The organism is Streptomyces gobitricini, from assembly GCF_039532985.1.
Classification (GTDB): Bacteria; Actinomycetota; Actinomycetes; order Streptomycetales; family Streptomycetaceae; genus Streptomyces; species Streptomyces gobitricini.
Genome location: NZ_BAAASR010000020.1, coordinates 117,923 through 140,863, shown reverse-complemented (window position 1 = coordinate 140,863; position 22,941 = coordinate 117,923). Strand labels below are relative to the sequence as shown.

The window sequence follows — 22,941 nt, the reverse complement described above, 5'->3', positions numbered from 1 at the left end:
GCGAGCCGGTCAGCCCGTGATGTTGTCGACGCCCTTCTTCGCGTTCGACCACGCCTTCTCCGGTGACGTCCCCTTGCGCTCGACCTCGCTCAGCGCGTTCGTGATCTGGTCGGCGACGTTCTTGTCGTGGACGCCGAGTACCTGGACCGGGGCGGCCTTGGCGGCGTCGCCGAAGATCCTGCCGATCGGGGCGCCGGAGAAGTAGGGGTCCGTGGCGTCGGCGACCTTGGCGATGGCACCCGTGGAGGAGGGGAAGTTGCCCTGCTTCTCGAAGAGCCTGGCCTGCTGCTCAGGCGCCGTGAGCCACTGGATCAGCTCGTACGCCTCCTTCTTGTGCTTGGCGGCCCGGGGGATGCTCAGGTACGAGCCGCCCCAGTTGCCGGCGCCGCCGGGCAGCTTGGCGATGTCCCACTTGCCCTTGCCGGTCTCACCGGCCTGGCCCTTGATGTAGCCGAGCATCCAGGCGGGGCACGGGATGGTGGCGAACGAACCGGCGGCGAAGGCCTGGTTCCACTGCGGTGACCACTGGTCCAGCTTGGCGCTCAGCCCCGCGGCGGCGGCCTCGGTGGCGGTGTTCCAGGCGGTCCTGACGGCCGGGTTCGAATCGTAGATCAGCTTGCCGGAGGCGTCGTAGTACCGCTCCTCCTCCTGCCCGATCATGATCGTGTACAGGCTGCCCACGCTGTCCAGCCAGGCGCTCTTGGCCGGTGCCTTGGCCTTGTACTGCTTGCCGAGCTCCAGGTAGCCGTCCCAGGTGGCCCACTTCCGCGCCAGCACGGCGCGGTCGGTGGGCAGGCCGGCCTTCTCGAAGAGGTCCGTCCGGTAGCACATCGCCTCCGGCCCGACGTCCGTGCCGAGACCCAGTACCCGGCCGTCCCGCGTCGTCGCCGCCGACCACTTGGCCTCGGCGAACTCCCCCTTCAGTTTGTCCGCGCCGTACTTCGTGAGGTCCTCGAACCTGTCCGCCTGCGCTTGCGTCACCGAGGCGATACGGCCCACCTCGATCGCCTGGACGTCGGCGAGCCCGCCACCGCCTGCGAGCCGGGTCTGGAGTGACTTCCAGTAGTCCTGCTCGTCCTCCGTGTCCGTCTGCTTGATCTTGACGCCGGGGTGCAGCTTCTCGTACTCGGCGTAGAGCCCGGCCTCCTTGTAGCCGAAGGAGCCGAAGAGGTCCACGGTGAGCGTGACCGTGCCGTCGGACGCCTCGTCCGAGGCGCCGGATCCGCAGGCGGCGAGGAGCGCGCCGGTGAGCGCGACCGCGCCGAGCCGGACAGCGGCCTTCCTGACCGTGGCCCTTCTGCCCGTGGTTCTGTGGACGGTGGCTGCTCGGGCGATGGTCATGGGAAGCCTCCCTTGGCTTCGGCGGGGTGCGGGAGCGAGGTGCTGAGGAACCGGTGGCGAGAGCAGGCTGCTGAGAGCGCTCTCAGGAAGTTGCACTGGAGCGTGCCCCGGCCGCCCCGTCCACGTCAAGACTCGAACGCATAACGGCCTTGGCCGCCGCCAACTTCGGTAGACGTCACCTGTATTGACAGCACTGTTTCAGGAGTTTTACGTTCCAGGGCACCTGAGAGCGCTCTCGGAATGCTCTCCCGCCATCAACTCAAGGTGCCGACATGCCATCCCCACGCACCCGACCATCCCCCCGCACCCGACCGGCCGTCCTGCTCCTCGCCACGACCATGGCCGCCCTCGGGCTCACCGCGACCACCGCCGGCCCCGCGGCTGCCGCCCCCGTCCCCGTAGGAGCCGGCAGCTACTCCGACACCCGCCCGCCCGGCACGTCCGGCCCCACCACCAACACCGGCGCCCCCGTCACCCCCAAGGTCACCCCGGCCGCACAGGGCAAGCCGGTGCCCACCAACGACTGGTGGTCCTCGCTCGCCTTCCAGCGCTACGGCGACAACCCCTGGTCCACCCCCATGTACGGCCACCCGCTCACCTACCAGGCGACCGCCGCCGGACTCGACATCGGCTACCCGACCACCCCGGCCGTCGTCGGCGACGGCAGGCAGTACGAGTACGCCCACAAGCGCGACCTCACGCTCGGGCTCACCGGTCTGAACTCGCCCGACACCAAGGCCGACGCCTGGTCCGACTGGACCGTCACCCCCTACTGGTCGGACGGGGCCCGCACGCTGCGCACGACCATCGGCCACGGCTCGCCGTTCGTGTACGCCAAGGGCACCGGCGGCGACGCGCGGGTCACCACCGCCACCGCCCCGACCGTCTTCGCCGACCAGGGCAACGTCCTCGGCATCACGGTCACCGGCCACCACTACGCGCTGTTCGCCCCCACCGGCACCGACTGGACGGTCTCCGGTTCCACCCTGACGGCCGGACTCGGCGGCAAGGACTACTTCTCGGTGGCCGTCCTGCCGTCACCGGACGCGCTGGCCACCTACCGCACGTACGCCTACAGCTTCGTCACCGGCTCCAAGGTCGACTGGAGCTACACCGGCGGCACGGTGAAAGCCACCTACACCCTCACCACCCAGCCCCAGGAGGGCACCCAGACCGGTACCCTCCAGGCCCTGTACCGGCACCAGTGGCTCAACACCACCGACGCGCTGACCCCGTACACGTATGTCTCACCGCGCGGCACCATGAAGGTCCGCGCCTCCACGACCTTCACCACGAGCCAGAAGGCCGCCGCGGTGCTGCCGGGGCTGCCGAAGTCACCGGGCGTGGATCCCGCCCGCCTGCGCGGCTACCTCAACGAGGTGGTCAACGCCGCCGACCCGTTCGCCGGCGCCACGGACACCTACTGGACCGGCAAGGCGCTCGGCCGCCTCGCCCAGCTCGTCCCCGTGGCCGAGCAGATCGGCGAGACCGCGACCCGCGACCGGCTGATCGGCCTGCTCAAGGGACGGCTCCAGGACTGGTTCACGGCCGGGGGCGCGAACGAGTTCTCCTACGACCGGAGCTGGAAGACGCTCACCGGCTACCCGGCCTCGTACGGCAGCGACACCGAGCTCAACGACCACCACTTCCACTACTCGTACTACGTCTACGCGGCGGCGATCGTCGCCCAGTACGACCCCGCCTGGGCCGCCGACTCGGCGTGGGGCGGCATGGTCAGGACCCTCGTCCGCGACGCCGCCAACCCCAGCCGCACCGACACGTCCTTCCCCTTCCTGCGCGGTTTCGACGTGTACGCCGGTCACAGCTGGGCCTCCGGCCACCAGGGCTTCGCCGCCGGCAACAACCAGGAGTCGTCGTCCGAGTCCACCAACCTGAGCGCCGGTCTGGTCCTGTGGGGCTCGGCCACCGGTGACACCGCCCTGCGCGACCTCGGGGTGTACCTGCTGACCACCGAGGCCGAGGCCATCGCCCAGTACTGGTTCGACGCGGACCAGCAGGTCTTCCCGTCCTCCTTCGGCCACGACACCGCCGGCATGGTCTGGGGGAGCGGGGCCGCGTACTCGACCTGGTGGACCGCCAACCCCGAGGAGATCCACGGCATCAACGTCCTGCCGGTCACCGGCGGGTCGCTGCACCTGGGCGGCGAGAAGGCGGCCGTCCGCCGCAACATCGCCGAGATGGAGCGCGAGAACGGCGGCCCGGCCGTCGAGTGGCGCGACATCCTCTGGGAGTTCGAGTCCCTGGCCGACCCCGGCGCCGCCAAGGCCAAGTGGGACGCGGGCCACGCCTCGTACACCCCGGAGGCGGGGGAGTCCAAGGCGCACACCTACCACTGGATCGGCACCCTGGACGCGCTCGGCGCCCCCGACGCCACCGTCACCGGTGACCTGCCCACCTCGGCCGTCTTCACCAAGGGGACGGTACGGACGTACGCGGCGCACAACCACGGCTCCACCGCCCGCACCGTGACGTTCTCCGACGGCGCGAAGCTCACCGTCCCGGCGCGCTCGACGGCCACCGGGACGGGTACGGGCGGCGATCCGGGCAACCCGGGCGACCCGGGCCCCTCCACCGGCGACACGTTCCAGCTGCGCACCGGCGGGACGCTCACGACGGCGACCGGCGCGGCGGCGGGTAGCGACACCATCGCGTCGGCGGGCGGGGCGAACCACGACGGGACCCCGCACCAGCCGCTGGTGTACGTCGCGAAGGGCGTCAACGGCACCCTGAAGCCGGGCGCCGCCACCGCCTTCCGGCTCCAGGTCGACGCGGGCACCACGGTCGGCCTCGGCCAGCAGGCCCGGGTCAGCTACGACCTGACCGGCGACGGCACCTTCGAGCGGACGGAGACCTACCACTACTTCGCCACCGACCCGGTGGCCGGCTGGGAGGAGTACGGCCAGGCGCGCGGGCTGAAGTCGGCGACCGGCGCGCTGGGCGACCTCAAGGGCGGCACGGTACGCCTGGAGGTGTGGCACGCCATCGGTAACGGCACGGCCCGGCTCCAGACCGGCACCGACCGGTCCGTCCTGGTCATCCCGTACGGCTGAGCCCCTGGGCTAGGCCGACGCCCGCCGCACCAGTTCCGTAGGAGTGATCACCGAGCCCGGGGCGCTGCCCGCTCCGGGCTCGGCCTCCTGCGCGTTCAGGACGCGTGTCAGCAGCCGTACCATCAGCCGGCCCATGCCCTCGATGTCCTGACGGACGGTGGTCAGCGGCGGGTCGGTGGCCTCCGCGATGGACGTCATGTCGTCGAAACCGACCAGTGCCACGTCCTCGGGCACCCGCAGCCCCCGCTCGCGCAGCACCCGCAGCGCGCCGGACGCCATCAGGTCGTTGGCGGCGAACACCGCGTCCAGGTCCGGCCGCCGCTCCAGCAGCTCCGCCATCGCGCGGGCCCCGCTCTCCTCGGTGAAGTCGCCCTGCGCGATCAGCCCCGGACCGGCGTCCAGCAGGACGTCCCGGTATCCGTCGATCCGGTCCATGGCCGAGGTCTGGTCGTGCGGGCCGGCGATGTGCGCGACGCGCTCGCGTCCCAGGGACAGCAGGTGCCGCACGGCCTCGCGGGCGCCGCCCCGGTTGTCGCAGTCGACGTACGGCACGGCGAGACCGGCCGTCGCGCCCGGCCAGCCGGGTCGCCCGCCGAACACCGCCGGAACCTGCGCCCGCCGGATGATGGAGGGCAGCTCGTCGTCGTTGTGCACCGAGAAGGCGAGCGCGCCGTCGACATGGCCCCCGCCCAGGTACCGGCCGATCCGGTCGTAGTCGCCCGGCCCCTCCACCCAGAGCAGCACCAGCTGCGAGTCGTGCGCCGTCAGCTCGCGGCTGATGCCCCGTACCTGCTGCTCGAAGAAGGGGTCGGAGAACACCCGGAACTCCGGCTCGGCGATGATCACCGCCACCGCGCCGTTGCGCCGGGTCACCAGGGTGCGGGCCGCGTGGTTCGGGACGTAGCCGAGCTCCTCGACCGCGCGCCGTACCTTGTCCACCAGAGCCTGCCGGACGCCCGCGCCACCGTTCACGACACGGGAGACCGTCGCCCGTGAGACCCCGGCACGTGCCGCGACGGCTTCCAGGGTGGGGCGGGAGCCGGGGGCCGGTTCGGGCATGGTGGACAAGGAGGCTCCTCGGCGGCGCGGCGAATGCTGTGTACAGCAGCAGGGTAGCCGGTCGGCCGGTCGCCTGAGAGCGCTCTCTGCCCGTCGGTGGTGGTGCCGCCGCCCCGAGCCCGCGGGACGACGGCACCCGCGCGCGCCCCTCAGCGACCGTGACGGTGACCGGCGGGGCCGTTGTGGTCGCTGTCGCTGTCGCTGTCGCTGTCGCTGTCGCTGTCGCTGTCGTGGTCGTGGTCGTGGTCGCGGTCGTGGTCGCGGTCGCTGTGGTCGTGGATCGTGTTGGTCGCGGCGATCTTCTGCCACGACTCCGGCCGGACCGGCTCCGCCGCGGTCGCCGGGCGCGCGATCCGCGACTCGGCCGCGGCGGGTGCCGCCGGCCTGGACGGCTGGTACAGCCAGGTGTCGAACAGCCCGGTGAGCGGCTTGCCCGAGACGCGCTCCGCGTACTTGACGAAGTCGGCCACCCTGGCGTTGCCGTACGCGTGCTCGGTCGGCCAGCCCTTGAGGACGGCGAAGAAGTCCTCGTCACCGATCTCGTTCCGCAGCGCCTGCAGGGCCAGCGCGCCCCGGTCGTACACGGCGAGGTGGAACTGGTTCTCCGGGCCGGGGTCGCCCGGCCTGACCGTCCAGAACGGGTCGTCGGCCGGGTGCTGCGCGTACACGTAGTCCGCCAGTTCCTGCGCCGTGCCCTCGCCCTCCTTCTCCGACCACAGCCACTGGCTGTAGCGGGCGAAGCCCTCGTTGACCCAGATGTCCTTCCACCCGTCGACGGACACGCTGTCGCCGTACCACTGGTGCGCCAGCTCGTGCACGACCACCGACACGTTCGCCCCGTTCGCGAACTGGCGGGGGCTGTAGAACGGCCGCGTCTGCGTCTCCAGCGCGTAACCGCTGGTCACGTTCGGCACGTAACCGCCGAGGGCGTCGAAGGGGTACGGTCCGAAGACCTCCTCCAGCCACTCGGCGACCTCCGCCGTGCGCTCGACGCTGGCCCGTGCCGCGCCCGCGTTGTCGCCGAGGTCCTCGCTGTACGCGTTGAGGACGGGCAGGCCCTTGTCGGTCTTGTCCGTGATGATGTCGAACCTGCCCACCGCCAGCGTGGCGAGGTAGGTCGCCTGCGGTTTGGCGGAGCGCCAGTTGAACCGGGTCCAGCCGAGCCGCGACGACCGCGACCGCAGGACGCCGTTGCTGATGGCCTGTGTCCCGTCCGGCACGGAGACCGAGACGTCGTACGTCGCCTTGTCCAGCGGGTGGTCGTTCGACGGGAACCACCAGACGGCCGAGTCCGGTTCCTGCGCCGCCACTCCGCCGTCGGGCGTGCGGTGCCACGCGGTCCAGCCGCCGATCCTCAGCTCGGACGGCTTGCCCGCGTACCGTACGACGACCGAGACCGGCCGGTTCTTCTCCAGCGGCGTGGCCGGGGTGATCTCCAGCTCGTGGTCGCCGGTGGCGGCGAACCGCGCCTTCCTGCCGTTGACCCGCACCTCGCTCGTCTCCAGGCCGAGGTCGAGGTTGAACCGGGACAGGTTCTGCGTGGTGGTGGCGATGATCGTCGCCGTCCCCTCCAGCAGGTCGGTCTCCGGCTGGTACTTCAGGCGCAGGTCGTAGTGCGACACGTCGTACCCGCCGTTGCCGCTGGCCGGGTAGTAGGGGTCGCCGACACCCGGGGCGCCCGGGGCGTAGTCGGCCGCCGATGCCGGGATCGCCAGCAGCAGCGAGGCCGTGAGTGCGCTCGGGACGATCAGTCTGCGGTGCACGCCAAGCTCTCCAAGTCGTGTGGACGGAAGATCTCTCGGAGGCCATTCAGCCCCTCACGGCTCGGTCATGTCCATGGCACCAGCGGTCGCGCCGTCGCCGGATGGCCGACATGGACATCCGTCCACCCCGGGATCCTGGTCGAGCGCGGCGGCGACATCACCGCCCCCCGGGTCACCTGTGGACCCGTAGTGCCCTCTGTCGTACGGCAGTTGGCCCGTGTACCTTCCGCCCATGCCGATACGTGCGCGGAGAACCCCCATGTCGAGCAGAGCCCTGGCGATGGCCGCCACAGCCGCCCTGATGGCCGCCGTGGTACCACCCGCGAGCGCGCAGGCCGCACCGTCGGGGGAATCGAGACCCGTCTACTCCTACGACAACGCGGTCCGGGAGTCCGTCTGGGTCGACACCGGCCTCGACGGCGACCGGGACGGCAGGACCGACCGGGTCGCCGCCGACATCGTCCGGCCGCGCGAGGCGGCCCAGCGGGGCCGGAAGGTCCCGGTCATCATGGACGCCAGCCCCTACTACTCCTGCTGCGGGCGTGGCAACGAGAGCCAGAAGAAGACGTACGACGCGAACGGCGACCCCGTCCGGTTCCCGCTGTACTACGACAACTACTTCGTGCCGCGCGGCTACGCCTTCGTCGCCGTGGATCTGGCCGGAACCAGCCGCTCGGACGGCTGCGACGACGTCGGCGGCCGCTCCGACATCCAGTCCGCCAAGGCCGTCGTCGACTGGCTGAACGGCCGGGGCCGGGCCTACACCACCCGTACCGGCACCGAACGCGCCCGTGCGACCGGCTGGTCCACCGGCGACACCGGGATGATCGGCAAGAGCTGGGACGGCACCGTCGCCAACGGCGTCGCCGCGACCGGCGTCGAGGGCCTCAGGACCATCGTCCCGATCGGCGCCATCTCCTCCTGGTACGACTACTACTTCGCCCAGGGCGCCCCCCTCTACGACTCCGGCCCCGACCGGCTCTCCCACTACGTCAACACCCCCGAGGCCCGCACCCGCTGCGCGCATGTCCAGCAGCGCCTTCTCGACGGCGCGCCGCGCACCGGCGACCGGACTCCCCTCTGGGACGCCAGGGACTACGTCAAGGACGCGCACAAGGTGAGAGCCAGCGTCTTCGTCGTCCACGGACAGCAGGACCTCAACGTCCGCGCCAAGCACTTCGGCCAGTGGTGGGACGCGCTCGCCGAACACGGTGTCGAGCGGAAGATCTGGCTCTCGCAGACCGGGCACGTCGACCCGTTCGACTTCCGCCGGGCCGACTGGGTACGGACCCTCCACCGCTGGTTCGACCACTACCTGCTCGGCTACGACAACGGCGTCGACCGCGAGCCGATGGCCGACATCGAGCGCGCCCCCGACCAGTGGTCCACCGACCGCGTCTGGCCGCCGCGCGCCACCGCCGCCACCACGCTGCGCCCCGGCACGGGCGCGGCGCCGGGCGTGGGGACCCTCGGCGTCACCCCGGCCCGGCCCGGCGCGACGGAGACGTTCACCGACGACCCGACGCTCGGCGAACTCGACTGGGCGGCGCACATCGACGCCCCCACCCCCGCCAAGGCGGGCTTCGTCTCCCGCCCGCTCACCCGCGACCTGCGGCTCTCCGGCTCCTCCACCGTCACCGTCACCGCCACCCCGAACACCACCAGCGCCCACCTCTCCGCCGTGCTGGTCGACCTCGGGCCCGCCACCATCCGCGACTACGGATCGGCCGGCGAAGGCATCACCACCCTCACCGGGCGCACCTGCTGGGGCGCGAGCACGAGCGGGGACAGCGCCTGCTTCAAGGAGACGGAGGCGAAGACCACCGACGTCGGTTTCACCGTCCTCAGCCGGGGCTGGGCCGACCTCGGCAACTGGGCCGACGAGAACCGGGGCCGCCCCCTCACCCCCGGCAAGGCCCACACGCTCACCCTCGACCTCGCCGCCGCCGACCACGTCGTCCCGGCCGGCCACCGCCTCGCCCTCGTCGTCGGCGGCACCGACCGGGACCTGATCGGCCCTCCGTCGACGAAACCCACCCTCACCCTCGACCTGACCCGCACCTCGGCCCGGCTGGCTCTCGTCGGCGGCGTCCGCGCCTTCCTCCGCGCCACCTCCGGCACCGCGCACCCGGCTGCCCCGCGCACCGCCCCGCCGGCCGGAGTCACCACGCCACGCCCGGTCCCGCCGATCCCCGGAGGCAGCACCCGATGACCCCACGCGCCCGACATGTCCGCGCCCTCGGCGTCACCGTCACCGCCGCCGCGCTCGCCCTCCCGCTGGTCACCGCCCCCGCCCAGGCGTCCCCCGCGCCCCCGCCCCGCACGGGCTTCGAGACCAGCGACGGGGCCCGCTGGACCGGCCAGGCCGAGGAGGAACGATTCCTCACCGCCGTCGACCGGGCGAGCGACCGCGTGTCGACGACCCGCACGGGCACCACCCGCCAGGGCCGCCCCCTCCAGCTCGTACGGATCTCCACCGTGCCCAGCACCAACACCGTGCTCCTCGTCTGCGGCCAGCACGGCGACGAGCCCGCCGGCCGGGAGGCGTGCCTGTCCACCGTCCGTGACCTCGCGTACGCCGAGGACCGCGCGACCCTCCGCTTCCTGGCCCGGACGACCGTCCTCGTCGTGCCGACCGCCAATCCCGACGGCCGCGCCGCCGGCACCCGGGGCAACGCCGACGGCGTCGACATCAACCGCGACCACCTCGCCCTCGCGACCGCCGAGGCGCGCTCCCTGGCCGCCGTGATCCGCGACCACCGACCCGACGTCGTGTACGACCTGCACGAGTACGGCGCCACCCCGCCCCATTACGACAAGGACCTGCTCGCGCTCTGGCCCCGCAACCCCAACACCGACGCGCGCGTCCACGGCGAGGCGCACATCCTGTCCGAGTCGTACGTGCGCCCCACGGCCGAGCGGGCGGGCTTCTCCAGCGGCGTCTACGGCATCTGGACCGACCCCGTCACCGGAGAGCCCGTCAAACAGGTGGCCGGGGACGGCCAGGAACGCATCCTGCGCAACACGGCGGGCGTCAAGCACTCCGTCGGCCTGCTCGTCGAAACCCGCGTCGACCCCCTCACCGAGGAGGAGAGGAAGGACCCGGCCCTCAACAACCGGCGCCGTGTGGAGGCCCAGCTCGCCGCACTGGAGGGCCTGTCCGGGTACGTCGGCGACCGCCGTGGCGCCATCGAGAGGGCCACCACCACGGCCCGGCTCGCCGGCCTGCGCGACCGGGGCCCGGTGTACCTGGGCGGTGCCGACAACGATCCGCCCGAACCCGCAGAGACGCTCCAGGACCCGCCCTGCGGCTACCGCCTCGACCCGGCCCAGTACGCGGACCTCAAGGACGAGCTGGCGCTGCACGGGGTGACCGTCCGGACGGACGGCGACGGAGCCTTCGTACCGCTGCGCCAGTCCCGGCGGGCCCTCGTCCCTCTCCTCCTCGACACCCGCGCGGCCTATCACCTCGCAGAAGGGAGGCCGGTCGAGGCCTGTTGATCCCGGGACAGGCATACGCGACATGGTAGGGGGGTAGCAGCAGCTAAATCCGGCCATGATCGCGAAAGGTGCCGCCTGTGTCTCAGGAGCAACGTAAACCGGGGCAACGGATGCGCCTGCCGGTGAAGGCGGCCCTCCCGGGCCGCCACCCCCACGAGGACCAACCACCCGTCACCGACCGGGTGGTGTTCGGTGTGACGGCCGTGCTCACCTTGGCCTTCGTGGTCTGGGGCGCCTCCGCCACGAAGTCGCTGGAGAACATCTCCGACTCCATGCTCAACGGTCTGATGCACCACGGCGGCTGGGCGTTCGTCCTGGCCGCCTCGGGGTTCGTCGTCTTCGCGCTCTGGCTCGCCGTCAGCCGGTACGGCCGGATCGAGCTGGGTCAGGAGCACGAGAAGCCCGAGTTCAGCACCGTCTCCTGGGTCGCCATGATGTTCAGCGCCGGAATGGGCATCGGCCTGATGTTCTACGGCGTCAGCGAACCCCTCGCCCACTACACCACCCCGCCGCCGGGCACCGACCCCGCCGACTCGGCGGACGCCATGCAGACGGCGCTCGCCACCACCCTCTTCCACTGGACCCTGCACCCCTGGGCCATCTACGCGGTGGTCGGCCTGGCCATCGCGTACAGCACCTTCCGGCGCCGCCGGCGGCAGACGATCAGCGCCGTCTTCGTCCCGCTCATCGGCAGGAAGCGGGCGGACGGCGTCCCCGGCCGGGTGATCGACATCCTGGCGATCTTCGCCACGCTCTTCGGCTCCGCGACCTCCCTCGGGCTCGGCGCGCTCCAGATCGGCAGCGGGATGAACGAGGTGGGATGGCTGGAGAGGGCCGGGACCGGGCTGCTGGTCGCCATCATCGGCGTGCTGACGGTCTGCTTCGTCTTCTCCGCCGTGTCCGGTGTCGAGCGGGGCATCCAGTGGCTCTCCAACACCAACATGGTCCTGGCCATCATCCTCGCGCTCTTCGTCTTCGTCGCCGGACCCACCATCCTCGTCCTCGACCTGATCCCCACCTCGCTCGCGTCGTACTTCGACGAACTGCCCCAGTTGATCGGCCGCACCGAGGCGGCCACCGGCGGCGGTGACGTCGCCGACTGGCTCAGCAGCTGGACCGTCTTCTACTGGGCCTGGTGGATCTCGTGGACGCCGTTCGTCGGTATGTTCATCGCCCGCATCAGCCGGGGCCGGACGATCCGGCAGTTCGTCGGCGGCGTCATCCTGGTCCCCAGCACCGTGAGCCTCGTCTGGTTCGCCGTCTTCGGCGGTACGGCCATGCACCTCCAGGAGCGCGGGGAGCTCGGGAACGCGACCACGCCCGAGGCCCAGCTCTTCGGCGTGCTCCAGGAGTTCCCGGTCGCCGGGGTGATGAGCCTCCTGGTGATGATCCTGGTCGGCATCTTCTTCGTCTCCGGTGCCGACGCCGCGTCGATCGTGATGGGCACCCTCTCCCAGAAGGGCACCTTCGAACCCGCCCGGTTCATCGTCATCTTCTGGGGCGTGGTGACCGGTGGCGTGGCGGCCGTGATGCTGCTCGTCGGGGAGGGCAAGGGTGACGCGCTCGCGGGCCTGCAGCACCTGACGATCCTCGTCGCCGCTCCGTTCGTCCTGGTCATGATCGGCATGTGCTGGTCCCTCATGCGGGACCTGCGCAGGGACCCGCTGATCGTGCGCGGTGAACTCGCCGAGGAGGCCGTGGAGGAGGCAGTGATCGCGGGCCACGAGAAGTACGCGGGCGACTTCGAGATCCGTATCGGCCCGATCCGCGACGAGGCCCCCGGACGGGGATCCGGCGCCGAGCCGCCCCCCGCCCGGGACCCGGAAACGGAGCCCGGATCCGGCCCGGGGGCGGACGGGACGCCGCGCTGACCGGTCCGTCCGCCGGACGGCGATGGCCCCGGCCCCGGACAAGGTGGAGGCCACCGGACCAGGGGGCGGCCACCGGGCCGGGGCCGTGGCCGATTCACGTCGCGAACCCTTCATCGGCGAGGATGGCGCCATGACCGAGATCCTCACCCCCCGCCTCCTCCTGCGCCGCTGGCGCGACGACGACCTCCTCCCCATGGCCGAGATCGACGCGGACCCCGAGGTGATGCGCTGGATCGGCGACGGCTCCGTCCGCGACCTGGAGGAGACGGCCGAGGACATCGAACGGTGGGAGGAGGAGTGGGACGAGGAGGGCTTCGGGCTCTTCGCCGTCGAACTCCTCGCCTCGGGCGAGCTGATCGGCTTCGCGGGTCTGTCCGTGCCCGAGTACCTGCCCGAGGTACTGCCGGCCGTCGAGATCGTCTGGCGCCTGGGCCGTCCGTTCTGGGGCCAGGGGTACGCCTCCGAGGCCGCCCACGCCGTGCTGGAGTTCGCGCTTCAGGACCGTGGTCTCGACCGGGTGGTGAGCATCGCCCGGCTGGGCAACGACGCCGCCGAGAACGTCATGCGCAAGCTCGGCATGGCGCCCGAACGCGAGACGACCCACCCGGTGCACGGCGTTCCGCTGCACGTCCACGCCATCGACCTCACCGAGTACCAGGGCTGAGCCGGTCCGCCGGACCCCCTCTGGCCTAGGATCGACCCCCTGATGACTGCCACCCTCGTCGCCAAGGACCTCGCCGCCGGCCACGGCGAACGCTCCCTCTTCTCCGGCCTCGACCTCGTCGTCGCGCCCGGTGACGTGATCGGCCTCGTCGGCGTGAACGGTGCCGGCAAGTCGACGCTGCTGCGGCTGCTCGCCGGGCTCGACACCCCCGAGCACGGCGGGCTGCGCCTGTCGCCCCCCACCGCCACCGTCGGCCACCTCCCGCAGGAGCCGGAGCGCCGCGAAGGGGAGACCGTACGCGGCTTCCTCGCCCGCCGCACCGGCGTCGCCGCCGCCCAGGCCGCCATGGACGCCGCCACCCAGGGCCTGGTCGACGGCACGCCCGGCGCCGACGACGCGTACGCCACCACCCTGGAACGCTGGCTGGACCTCGGCGGCGCCGACCTCGACGAGCGCGCCGAGGAGGTCACCGACTCCCTCGGCCTGACCGTCGGGCTCGACCGGCCGATGACGTCCCTCTCCGGCGGTCAGGCCGCCCGCGCCGGCCTCGCCTCGCTGCTCCTCTCCCGCTACGACGTGTTCCTGCTCGACGAGCCGACCAACGACCTCGACCTGGACGGCCTGGAGCGCCTGGAGCGCTTCGTGCAGGGGCTGCGCGCCGGGACGGTCGTCATCAGCCACGACCGCGAGTTCCTCGCCCGTACCGTCACCAAGGTCCTCGAACTGGACCTGGCGCAGCAGCGGACCCGGCTGTACGGGGGCGGCTACGAGGCCTACCTCGAGGAGCGGGAGACCGCCCGCAGGCACGCCCGCGAGGAGTTCGAGGAGTACGCGGACAAGAAGGCCGCCCTCGAAGGCCGCGCCCAGACGCAGCGCTCGTGGATGGACAAGGGCGTCAAGAACGCCCGCCGCAAGGCCGGCAACGACAACGACAAGATCGGCCGCAAGTTCCGCAGCGAGGCGAGCGAGAAGCAGGCGGCCAAGGCCCGGCAGACGCAACGCATGATCGAGCGGCTCGACGTGGTCGACGAGCCCCGCAAGGAGTGGGAGCTGCGGATGGAGATCGCCGCCGCGCCCCGGTCCGGCGCGGTCGTGGCGACCCTGCGCGACGCCCAGGCCGTCCGCGGCGACTTCCGCTTCGGCCCCGCCTCGCTCCAGATCGACTGGGCCGACCGGGTCGCCATCACCGGCGCCAACGGCGCGGGCAAGTCCACCCTGCTCGCCGCCCTCCTGGGCCGTCTCCCGCTGGACGCGGGCCACGCCTCCCTCGGCTCGGGCGTCGTCGTCGGGGAGGTGGACCAGGCCCGCAAGCTGTTCCACGGCGAGGAGTCCCTGATGGACGCGTTCTGCGCCGCGGTCCCCGACACCGAGCCGGCCGACGTACGCACCCTGCTGGCCAAGTTCGGCCTCAAGGCCCACCACGTGACGCGCTCGGCGACCTCCCTCTCGCCGGGCGAACGCACCCGTGCCGCTCTCGCCCTGCTCCAGGGCCGGGGCGTGAACCTGCTGGTCCTCGACGAGCCGACCAACCACCTGGACCTGCCGGCCATCGAGCAGCTCGAGTCGGCCCTCGACGCGTACACCGGCACCCTGCTCCTGGTCACCCACGACCGGCGCATGCTCGACGCGGTCCGCACCACCCGCCGCGTCGAGGTGGCCGACGGCAAGGTCACCGAGACGGTGGCGGGTCCATAGGGCACGGACCATGGGTGGGCCCCGCGAGACGTTCCTCGCGGGGCCCACGGCACGGTCAGCGAGACGCCGGGGGCGCCGTCACTTGTAGGTGATGTCGGACGCCTTGTAGAGGCAGTGCTTGCCGTCGGGCCCGCTGCCGAGCTCCTTGGGCTCCTTACCGGTGTTGTTGCCCTGGAACCGGGTGCACACCTTCATCTTCTTCTTGCTGTCGCCGGTGACGCGCACCTTGCTCAGGGTCGCGGTGTCGCCGTAGTTGGCGTTGATGCCGACGATGGACTTGCCGGGCGCGGTGATGTCCACGTCGCTGATGACGACGGTGCGCTTGTACTGCTTGCCGCAGTTGCCGCAGGTGCGCACCAGCTTGCCGAAGTCCGACACCTGGAAGCCGGTGACGGTCAGCTTGCCGGCGCCGTTGAACTGCAGCACCTTGTCGGATGCCTTCCGCGCGCCACCGCCCTTGACCGTGTACGTGGCCGACGGGGACGTGCCCTTGAAGGTCGCGGCGTCCTCGCCGACGTCCTCCCACCACACGTTCTCCAGGGTGCAGGTGCCCGCGCAGTGCACTCCGTCGGCGGCCGGTGAGCCGAGGACGACGTTCTTCAGGACCGCCCCGTCCTTCAGCTTGAACAGCGGGTCCTGGTCCTCGTCCTGGCCGCCGCCGCCCAGCTTGCCGCTGCCGACGTAGCGCTGCATCTTTCCGTCGTGGACGCCCGAGACCTGGATGGTCTCGGGCACCGGGACCGGCTTGCCCTGGGCGGAGGGCCAGGGGGTGGCGGCGCCGGCCGGGGCGAGCAGGCCGGTGCCGAGGAGGGCGCCGCCGGTCAGGGCCAGAGCGGTGGCCGAGCCGATGAGGGCCCGCTTCTTGGTGACCTCGCGGCGGTGCCGCGCCGGCCGTTGTGTGGGGGTACTCACGTGAGGTGTTCCTTCTCGGGGGGATGTCTTGCCCCCTCAGGTCGCCGCCCACCCGGGGAAGGTTGCCGCCCGCGCCGATTTTTTCCCGCGCTTCCCGCACGCTCGCCCACCGAGCCCACCGAGCCCACCGAGCCCACCGAGCCCAACGCGGCCCGCCGCCCGGCGTCCGCGCGCCCGCTCGCCGGACCGGCCCCCGGGAACCCCCGGGGGCCGGTCCGGCGAGCGGGTCACCGCACCTCAGCGGCCGCGGCCGGACTTCCCCTCGCCGCCGCCCAGCAGGCCCGCCTTGCGCAGGGCGTCCGCCATGGCACTGTTGGCGGGCGCGGGGGCCGGGGACGGGCGCCCGCCGCCCCTCGCGCCGCCGGAGCCCGCGCCGCGCCGCTCGTCCCGGCCGCCGGCACCACCTCCGCCGGTGCCCCCGCCGCCCTGCCGCTGCTGGGGCGGCCGCCCGCCCCGCTCGCGCCTGGGCGCGCCGGAGCCGGAGCCGGTGCCGGACTCGGCGGTGTCGTCCAGCCGCAGCGTCAAGGAGATCCGCTTGCGCGGGATGTCCACGTCCAGCACCTTGACCTTCACCACGTCGCCCGGCTTCACCACCTCGCGCGGGTCCTTGACGAAGTTCCGGGACATCGCCGACACATGGATGAGCCCGTCCTGGTGCACACCGACGTCGACGAAGGCACCGAAGGCGGCGACATTGGTCACCACGCCCTCCAGCACCATGCCGGCCTCCAGGTCGCCGATCTTCTCGACGCCCTCCTTGAACGTGGCGGTCCTGAACGCGGGCCGCGGGTCGCGCCCCGGCTTCTCCAGCTCGCGCAGGATGTCGGTGACCGTCGGCAGGCCGAACGTCTCGTCCACGAAATCGTCCGCCCGCAGCGACCGCAGCACCGACGTGTTGCCGATCAGCGAAGCGACCTCGCCGCCGGTCGTCTTCACCATCCGCCGCACCACCGGGTACGCCTCCGGGTGGACGCTGGACGCGTCCAGCGGGTCGTCGCTGCCCCGGATCCGCAGGAAGCCCGCGCACTGCTCGTACGCCTTCGGGCCCAGCCTCGCCACGTCCTTGAGCGCCTTGCGCGACCGGAACGGGCCGTTGGCGTCCCGGTGCGCCACGATGTTCTCGGCGAGGCCCGCCCCGATCCCCGACACCCGTGAAAGCAGCGGCGCCGAGGCGGTGTTGACGTCGACACCGACACCGTTCACACAGTCCTCGACCACCGCGTCCAGGGACCGGGACAGCTTCAGTTCGGACAGGTCGTGCTGGTACTGGCCGACACCGATCGACTTCGGGTCGATCTTGACCAGCTCCGCGAGCGGGTCCTGGAGCCGACGCGCGATCGAGACGGCGCCGCGCAGCGACACGTCGAGTTCCGGCAGCTCCTGCGAGGCGAACGCCGACGCCGAGTACACCGACGCGCCCGCCTCCGACACCATCACCTTGGTGAGCTTCAGCTCCGGGTGCTTCGCGATGAGCTCGGCCGCCAGCTTGTCGGTCTCGCGCGACGCCGTGCCGTTGCCGATGGCGACCAGCTCGACCGCGTGCTCCTCGGCGAGCCGCGCCAGAGTGGCCAGCGCCTGGTCCCACTTGTTGGCGGGCACGTGCGGGTAGATCGTGTCGGTCGCGACGACCTTGCCGGTCGCGTCCACGACGGCCACCTTCACGCCCGTACGGAAGCCGGGGTCGAGCCCGAGCGTCGCCCGCGTCCCGGCGGGCGCGGCGAGCAGCAGGTCCCGCAGGTTCGCCGCGAAGACCCGTACCGCCTCGTCCTCCGCCGCCGTCCGCAGCCGCAGCCGCAGGTCGATGCCGAGATGGACGAGGATCCGGGTGCGCCACGCCCACCGGACCGTCTCGCCGAGCCACTTGTCGCCGGGCCGGCCCTGCTGGGAGATCCCGAACCGGGAGGCGATGATCGCCTCGTACGACGAGGGGCCCTCGACCGGCTCCTCGGGTTCGAGGACCAGGTCGAGCACCTCCTCCTTCTCGCCGCGCAGCATCGCCAGCACCCGGTGCGAGGGCAGCTCGGTGAAAGGCTCGGCGAAGTCGAAGTAGTCGGCGAACTTCGCGCCCGCCTCCTCCTTGCCCTCGCGCACCCTGGCGGCCAGCCGCCCGCGCGTCCACATCCGCTCGCGCACCTCGCCGATCAGGTCGGCGTCCTCCGAGAACCGTTCGGTGAGGATGGCGCGGGCGCCGTCCAGCGCGGCGGCCGGGTCCGCGACACCCTTGCCGGCGTCGACGAACGCGGCGGCCGCGGCGAGCGGTTCCACCGACGGGTCGGCGAGCAGCCCGTCGGCCAGCGGCTCCAGCCCGGCCTCCCGGGCGATCTGCGCCTTGGTGCGCCGCTTGGGCTTGAACGGCAGGTAGATGTCCTCCAGCCGCGCCTTGGTGTCGGCGGCGAGGAGGCGGGCCTCCAGCTCCTCGGTGAGCTTGCCCTGTTCGCGTACGGAGTCGAGGATGGCGGACCGCCGGTCCTCCAGCTCCCGCAGGTAGCGCAGCCGCTCCTCGAGCGTGCGCAGCTGCGCGTCGTCGAGCATCTCGGTCGCTTCCTTGCGGTAGCGCGCGATGAACGGGACGGTCGACCCGCCGTCGAGCAGCTCGACGGCCGCCTTCACCTGCCGCTCACGTACGCCGAGCTCCTCGGCGATCCTGCCTTCGATGGACGTCGTCACGGTGTCCCGACTCGCCTTCTCGTGCCTGCCAGCTTGAGGTTGCATTCTGCCGGGTCACCGTGCGACGTGTCCGTCTGCCCCGTCATCAGGCGCGGCGTGCCCGCCCCCCGCCGTGCGAGGCCCCGCCGAAGAGCCGTGCCAGCAGCCGGAACGGCAGGGTGACGACGGTGGCGACGGCCGAGCCGATCATGCGGAAGAAGTCTGCGATCGTACGCAAGGGGCACCTCCATGTGCTGTCGGTTGCCCTGTGCGGATTGCCGCCGCCCCCGCGCCGAAACGTCACCGCTGCACCGGAGCCTTCCACCGGAGCCCGCCGCGGGGGTCCTGCGGCCGCCGGCTTCAGCCCTTGCCCGCCAGGTCCTGCGGGAACGCGCCCGCCGCCACGGCCGCGCCGAGGAAGCCCCGCCCCAGCTCGGTGAGCCGCTCCACGTCCGCCGCGCCGAGGTGCTCGTACGGAGCGGCGTCCAGGCGGTCCGTGTGGTCCTCGAGCTCGGCGCGCAGGGCGGAACCCGCGCTCGTCAGCTCGCCCCGCTCGTCCAGCAGGCCCCGGCCGCGCAGCCGCTCCGCCGCCGCGTCCCAGTCGGCGCGCCGCCAGCCTCGGGTGGCGAGGATCCAGCGGGGTGCCATGCCCTTGCCGGTGGCGGTGTGGCTGACGAGGGCCTCCAGCGGGTCGAGCCCGGCGGACAGCAGCGCGACCAGGTGGGCGTCGCCGCGGTGCTCGCGCAGCAGCGTCGCCGCGTGCCAGTACGCCAGGTGCGGTTCCTCGGGCACCGGGAGGTCGGCGTGCGCGGCGTACAGCGGCCGGGCGTGGCGGGTGCACCCCTCGGCGGCCCGCAGGGCGAGCCGGGCGGCCTCCGCCATCTCGTCCGAGGTGACCGCCGCGTCGCCGAGCAGCCGCCGCAGGGTGGTGTCGGCCGCTCGCAGCCGGGCGGCGAGCACGGCCTCGGGGGAGGCGGTGTCCCAGACGGCCGGCAGATGGCGGGCGACGAGTTCGTGGCTGAAGTTGTAGAAGGACGCCGTCACGACCCCGGGGCCGACCGCGCCCATGGCGGCGGCGCGGCCGGCGAAGTACGCGGCGCCGGAGTCCGTCACCCCGAGTGCCGCCAGCTCCTTGGCGAAGTCCGGCGAGAAGTAGACGGTCGAGTGGAGCGGGTTCAGGGCGTTGTGGCAGCGGCGTCCGGCGCGCGGCGGCAGAGTCGTCATACCAGCAGGTTACCGACTGGTTGGTACGTCGGTAAGGGGTGGGGGCGATGGCAGGAAAGGAGGGCTCCTCGTCATTGCGGCCGTCCGCCGAGCCTTCGAGGATGAAGGGCATGACGCAGCGACCGGTACTCGTCGTCCTCTTCGACGGCGTGCAGAGCCTGGACGTCACCGGACCGGTGGAGGTGTTCGCCGGGGCCCACCAGGACGGTGCCGCCCCCGCTCCGTACCCGATCCGCACCGCCTCGCTCGACGGAGCGCCCGTCCGCACGCGCAGCGGCCTGCGGCTGGCCGCCGACGGCGCGCTGGCCGACGCGGCCAGGCCGCACACCCTGCTGGTCCCCGGGGGCGACGGCACCCGTGAGCCGGATCCCCGCCTGATCGACTGGCTGCGCGTCCACGCCCCGCGCGCCGAGCGCCTGGTCTCGGTGTGCACCGGCGCCGTCCTGCTCGCCCGGGCCGGGCTGCTGGACGGGCATCGCGTCACCACGCACTGGGCGTTCTGCGACCACCTCGCCCGTCACCACCCGGAGGTGGACGTCGACCCGCACCCCATCTTCGTGCGGGACGGGAGACTCGCCACCTCCGCCGGGGTCACCGCGGGCATCGACCTCGCCCTCGCCCTGGTCGAGGACGACCTCGGCCGGGACGTGGCGCTCACCATCGCCCGCCACCTCGTCGTCTTCCTCCGCCGCCCCGGCGGCCAGGCACAGTTCAGCGCCCAGCTCGCCGCCCAGACCGCCCGCCGCGAACCGCTGCGCGAGGTGCAGCAGTTCATCACCGAGCACCCCTCCGCCGACCTGTCCGTCGACGCCCTGGCCGCCCGCGCCCGCCTCTCACCGCGTCACTTCGCCCGCGCGTTCCGGGCGGAGACCGGCACCACACCCGGCCGGTACGTCGACCGCGTACGCCTCGAACACGCCCGCCGGCTCCTGGAGGACACCGGCGGCGGCGTCCACGAGGTCGCCCGCGCAGCCGGCTACGGCACGCCCGAGGCGATGCGCCGTGCCTTCGTCAAGGCGCTCGGCACCCCGCCCGCCGAGTACCGGCGCCGTTTCCACGCCCCACCCGTGCCCGCCCACTGAAAGGACACCGGTCCCCATGCAGATCGCCATCCTCCTCTACCCCGGGTTCACCACCCTCGACGCTGTCGGGCCCTTCGAGATCATCAGCCGCCTGCCCGGCGCCGAGACCGTCTTCGCCGCCAAGGAGACCGGCCCCGTCCGCAACGACCAGGGCAACCTGGCCCTCGTCGCCGACCGCACCCTCGCCGAGGTCCCCGGCCCCGACATCGTCCTCGTCCCGGGAACGGACGACTGGGCGCCGGTCATACGCGACGAGGAGACCCTCGACTGGCTCCGCACGGCCGACGCCACCAGCACCTGGACCACGTCCGTGTGCACCGGCTCACTGATCCTGGCCGCCGCCGGCCTCCTCGACGGCCGCCGCGCCACCAGTCACTGGCTCGCGCTGGACGAGCTGAAGAAGTACGGAGCCGACCCGACGGGGGAGCGGGTCGTCTTCGACGGCAAGTACGTCACGGCCGCCGGCGTCTCGTCCGGCATCGACATGGGTCTGCACCTGGTCGGCCGGATCGCGGGGGACCGGCACGCCCAGAGCCTCCAGCTCCTCACCGAGTACGACCCGCAGCCCCCGTACGACGCGGGCTCCCCGGAGAAGGCCCCGGCCGAGGTGGTCGCGTTCTGGCGCGCCGGGGCGGGCCGGGTGCCGGACGCCGGTCAGGGGGCCCGGGACGTGCGGGGGAACGTCACACCCCGTAGGTGAAGCGCGGCGGCCGCCGCTCCAGGAAGGCGGCGATGCCCTCGGCGGTGTCGCCGCTGCCGCGCGCCTGCTCCGTCCAGTACGCGTCCCGGTCGGCGCGGCCCGCCGCGAACTCCTTCGCGGCCGCCTGGGTCAGCTGCGAGCGGGAGACGAGCACGCGGGTGAACTCCGCGACCCGCTTGTCCAGCCCTCCCGGCGGCAGCACCTCGTCCACCAGCCCGGTGCGCAGGGCGCGGTCCGTATCGATGAGCTCGCCCGAGAACAGCAGGTACTTGGCGGCGGACGGCCCCACCAGCGATACCAGCCGGCGGGTGGAGGAGGACGGGTAGACAATGCCGAGCTTCGCCGGGGTGACGCCGAAGAGCGCGCCCTCCTCGACGAATCGAAGGTCGCAGGCGGCGGCCAGCTGGCTGCCGCCGCCGACGCAGTAGCCGCGCACGGCGGCGAGCGTCGGCTTGGGGAAGGCGGCCAGCGCCTCCTCGGCGCGTACGGCGAGGGCCTGCTGCTCGTCACCCGGTTCGCGCAGCGACGAGATGTCGGCCCCGGCGCAGAAGGTGCTCCCCGCACCGGTCAGCACCAGCGCCCGCACGCCCGGGTCGGCGGCCAGCGCAGCGAGCAGTCCGGGCAGCGCGCGCCACATCCCAGCCGTCATGGCGTTGCGCTTGGCGGGGTTGCTGATGACGACGGTGGCGACACCGTCCGCGACGGACTGCTCCAGCTGCGGCTGCTCCATGCGCCGGATGCTATCCGGCCCGTCCCGGCACTCTGTCAAGAAGGGGCAGGAGCGGTCGAACCCGTGATGTCGTTGTACGTGCACGGTCATGACCCGCCGAATAGCTGCTGACTTTTGGTCAGTGGTGCTGACCGGTCGCGTGGGGTACCAACACTCGACGACGTGGCGAGAATCGAGCACGAGGGTGGAAACCGGACGACGGAGAGCCGGGGGAGCGTCCCGGCCGGGCCTCTCCCGCACGAAGGGGTCTGGCGGTTCACCGCTCCCGCCGTCGACGTCTCCGTACCGCAGGCCAGACGTGCCGTACGGGATCTGCTGAAACGTCAAGGCACACCCGTGGACGACGATGTCGTCCACGCCCTGCTGCTGATCGTGTCGGAACTGGTGACCAACGCCGTACGGCACGCGGCCCTGCTGTCACCGGAGCTCGCGGTCGAAGTCGCGATCGGGGCGGAGTGGATCCGGGTGTCGGTCGAGGACGACCATCCGTACCGGCCCAAGGCGCTGGAGACGGATTACGGCCGGACGGGTGGGCGCGGCCTGCTGCTGGTGCGGGAGGTGACGCGGGAGACGGGAGGGGAGTGCGACGTCGAGCACACCGCGAGCGGGGGCAAGGTCATCTGGGCCGCGCTGCCACTGAGACCCGCGGTCCCTCCCGGACCGCCCGCACCACTCCCGCCCG

At 72.4% G+C, this 22,941-nt stretch carries 16 protein-coding genes and 1 pseudogene; 9 read left to right on the top strand and 8 right to left on the bottom strand.

What is annotated here, in order from left to right; all coding sequences use genetic code 11:
- Positions 1 to 9: 9 nt before the first annotated feature.
- Complete coding sequence (locus ABD347_RS19150) at positions 10 to 1,341, bottom strand: ABC transporter substrate-binding protein (RefSeq protein ID WP_344362871.1); 1,332 nt, start codon at positions 1,339 to 1,341, stop codon at positions 10 to 12.
- A 272-nt stretch (positions 1,342 to 1,613) separates the two neighbouring features.
- On the opposite strand from ABD347_RS19150, the gene ABD347_RS19145 reads away from it, so the two are divergent.
- On the top strand, positions 1,614 to 4,412 hold the full coding sequence (locus ABD347_RS19145) for a glycosyl hydrolase (RefSeq protein WP_344362868.1): 2,799 nt from the start codon (positions 1,614 to 1,616) through the stop codon (positions 4,410 to 4,412).
- A 9-nt stretch (positions 4,413 to 4,421) separates the two neighbouring features.
- On the opposite strand, the gene ABD347_RS19140 is transcribed toward ABD347_RS19145, so the two are convergent.
- Together ABD347_RS19140 and ABD347_RS19135 are read right to left on the bottom strand one after the other, a co-directional pair.
- Positions 4,422 to 5,471: a LacI family DNA-binding transcriptional regulator gene (locus ABD347_RS19140; RefSeq protein WP_344362946.1), complete on the bottom strand. Its 1,050-nt coding sequence runs from the start codon at positions 5,469 to 5,471 to the stop codon at positions 4,422 to 4,424.
- Positions 5,472 to 5,620: 149 nt separating this feature from the next.
- Positions 5,621 to 7,234 (bottom strand): M1 family metallopeptidase, encoded by a 1,614-nt coding sequence (locus ABD347_RS19135; protein ID WP_344362865.1) that lies wholly within the window; start codon positions 7,232 to 7,234, stop codon positions 5,621 to 5,623.
- 232 nt (positions 7,235 to 7,466) lie between these two features.
- On the opposite strand from ABD347_RS19135, the gene ABD347_RS19130 reads away from it, so the two are divergent.
- The 5 genes from ABD347_RS19130 (at position 7,467) to ABD347_RS19110 (ending at position 14,965) form a co-directional block, all read left to right on the top strand.
- The gene (locus ABD347_RS19130; RefSeq protein ID WP_344362862.1) at positions 7,467 to 9,446 is read left to right on the top strand and encodes a Xaa-Pro dipeptidyl-peptidase; all 1,980 of its coding nucleotides are present in this window, start codon (positions 7,467 to 7,469) and stop codon (positions 9,444 to 9,446) included.
- Positions 9,443 to 10,735, top strand: coding sequence for a M14 family metallopeptidase (locus ABD347_RS19125; RefSeq protein WP_344362860.1), 1,293 nt, complete (start codon positions 9,443 to 9,445; stop codon positions 10,733 to 10,735). The genes ABD347_RS19130 and ABD347_RS19125 overlap by 4 nt, the downstream gene beginning before the upstream one ends.
- A gap of 110 nt (positions 10,736 to 10,845) precedes the next feature.
- Positions 10,846 to 12,606, top strand: a complete 1,761-nt coding sequence (locus ABD347_RS19120) for a BCCT family transporter (RefSeq protein ID WP_344362943.1) — start codon at positions 10,846 to 10,848, stop codon at positions 12,604 to 12,606.
- Between the two features lie 130 nt (positions 12,607 to 12,736).
- Positions 12,737 to 13,270, top strand: coding sequence for a GNAT family N-acetyltransferase (locus ABD347_RS19115; RefSeq protein WP_344362857.1), 534 nt, complete (start codon positions 12,737 to 12,739; stop codon positions 13,268 to 13,270).
- Positions 13,271 to 13,312: 42 nt separating this feature from the next.
- Positions 13,313 to 14,965 (top strand): ABC-F family ATP-binding cassette domain-containing protein, encoded by a 1,653-nt coding sequence (locus tag ABD347_RS19110; RefSeq protein ID WP_344362855.1) that lies wholly within the window; start codon positions 13,313 to 13,315, stop codon positions 14,963 to 14,965.
- A gap of 78 nt (positions 14,966 to 15,043) precedes the next feature.
- Here ABD347_RS19110 and ABD347_RS19105 read toward each other — a convergent pair whose 3' ends face one another.
- From ABD347_RS19105 to ABD347_RS19090, 4 genes are all read right to left on the bottom strand, one after another.
- A complete protein-coding gene (locus tag ABD347_RS19105; RefSeq protein WP_344362852.1) occupies positions 15,044 to 15,877 on the bottom strand; it encodes a pectate lyase in 834 nt (277 codons plus the stop codon).
- Positions 15,878 to 16,114: 237 nt separating this feature from the next.
- A complete protein-coding gene (locus tag ABD347_RS19100; protein WP_344362850.1) occupies positions 16,115 to 18,544 on the bottom strand; it encodes a Tex family protein in 2,430 nt (809 codons plus the stop codon).
- Between the two features lie 85 nt (positions 18,545 to 18,629).
- Complete coding sequence (locus ABD347_RS19095; RefSeq protein WP_344362847.1) at positions 18,630 to 18,761, bottom strand: LPFR motif small protein; 132 nt, start codon at positions 18,759 to 18,761, stop codon at positions 18,630 to 18,632.
- Between the two features lie 122 nt (positions 18,762 to 18,883).
- Positions 18,884 to 19,747 (bottom strand): SCO6745 family protein, encoded by an 864-nt coding sequence (locus ABD347_RS19090; RefSeq protein ID WP_344362845.1) that lies wholly within the window; start codon positions 19,745 to 19,747, stop codon positions 18,884 to 18,886.
- A 110-nt stretch (positions 19,748 to 19,857) separates the two neighbouring features.
- Here ABD347_RS19090 and ABD347_RS19085 point away from each other — a divergent pair, with 110 nt between their 5' ends.
- Together ABD347_RS19085 and ABD347_RS19080 are read left to right on the top strand one after the other, a co-directional pair.
- Positions 19,858 to 20,829, top strand: a complete 972-nt coding sequence (locus ABD347_RS19085; protein ID WP_344362843.1) for a GlxA family transcriptional regulator — start codon at positions 19,858 to 19,860, stop codon at positions 20,827 to 20,829.
- A gap of 16 nt (positions 20,830 to 20,845) precedes the next feature.
- A complete protein-coding gene (locus tag ABD347_RS19080; protein ID WP_344362841.1) occupies positions 20,846 to 21,529 on the top strand; it encodes a DJ-1/PfpI family protein in 684 nt (227 codons plus the stop codon).
- Here ABD347_RS19080 and ABD347_RS19075 read toward each other — a convergent pair.
- Positions 21,513 to 22,259 carry an enoyl-CoA hydratase/isomerase family protein gene (locus ABD347_RS19075; RefSeq protein ID WP_344362839.1) on the bottom strand — a complete coding sequence of 249 codons (747 nt, stop codon included), beginning with the start codon at positions 22,257 to 22,259 and terminating at the stop codon, positions 21,513 to 21,515. The genes ABD347_RS19080 and ABD347_RS19075 overlap by 17 nt on opposite strands.
- Positions 22,260 to 22,421: 162 nt before the next feature.
- Between ABD347_RS19075 and ABD347_RS19070 the strand changes: the two are divergent.
- Positions 22,422 to 22,907 (top strand): annotated as a pseudogene (locus ABD347_RS19070) (ATP-binding protein); the annotation flags it as partial.
- Positions 22,908 to 22,941: the final 34 nt, after the last annotated feature.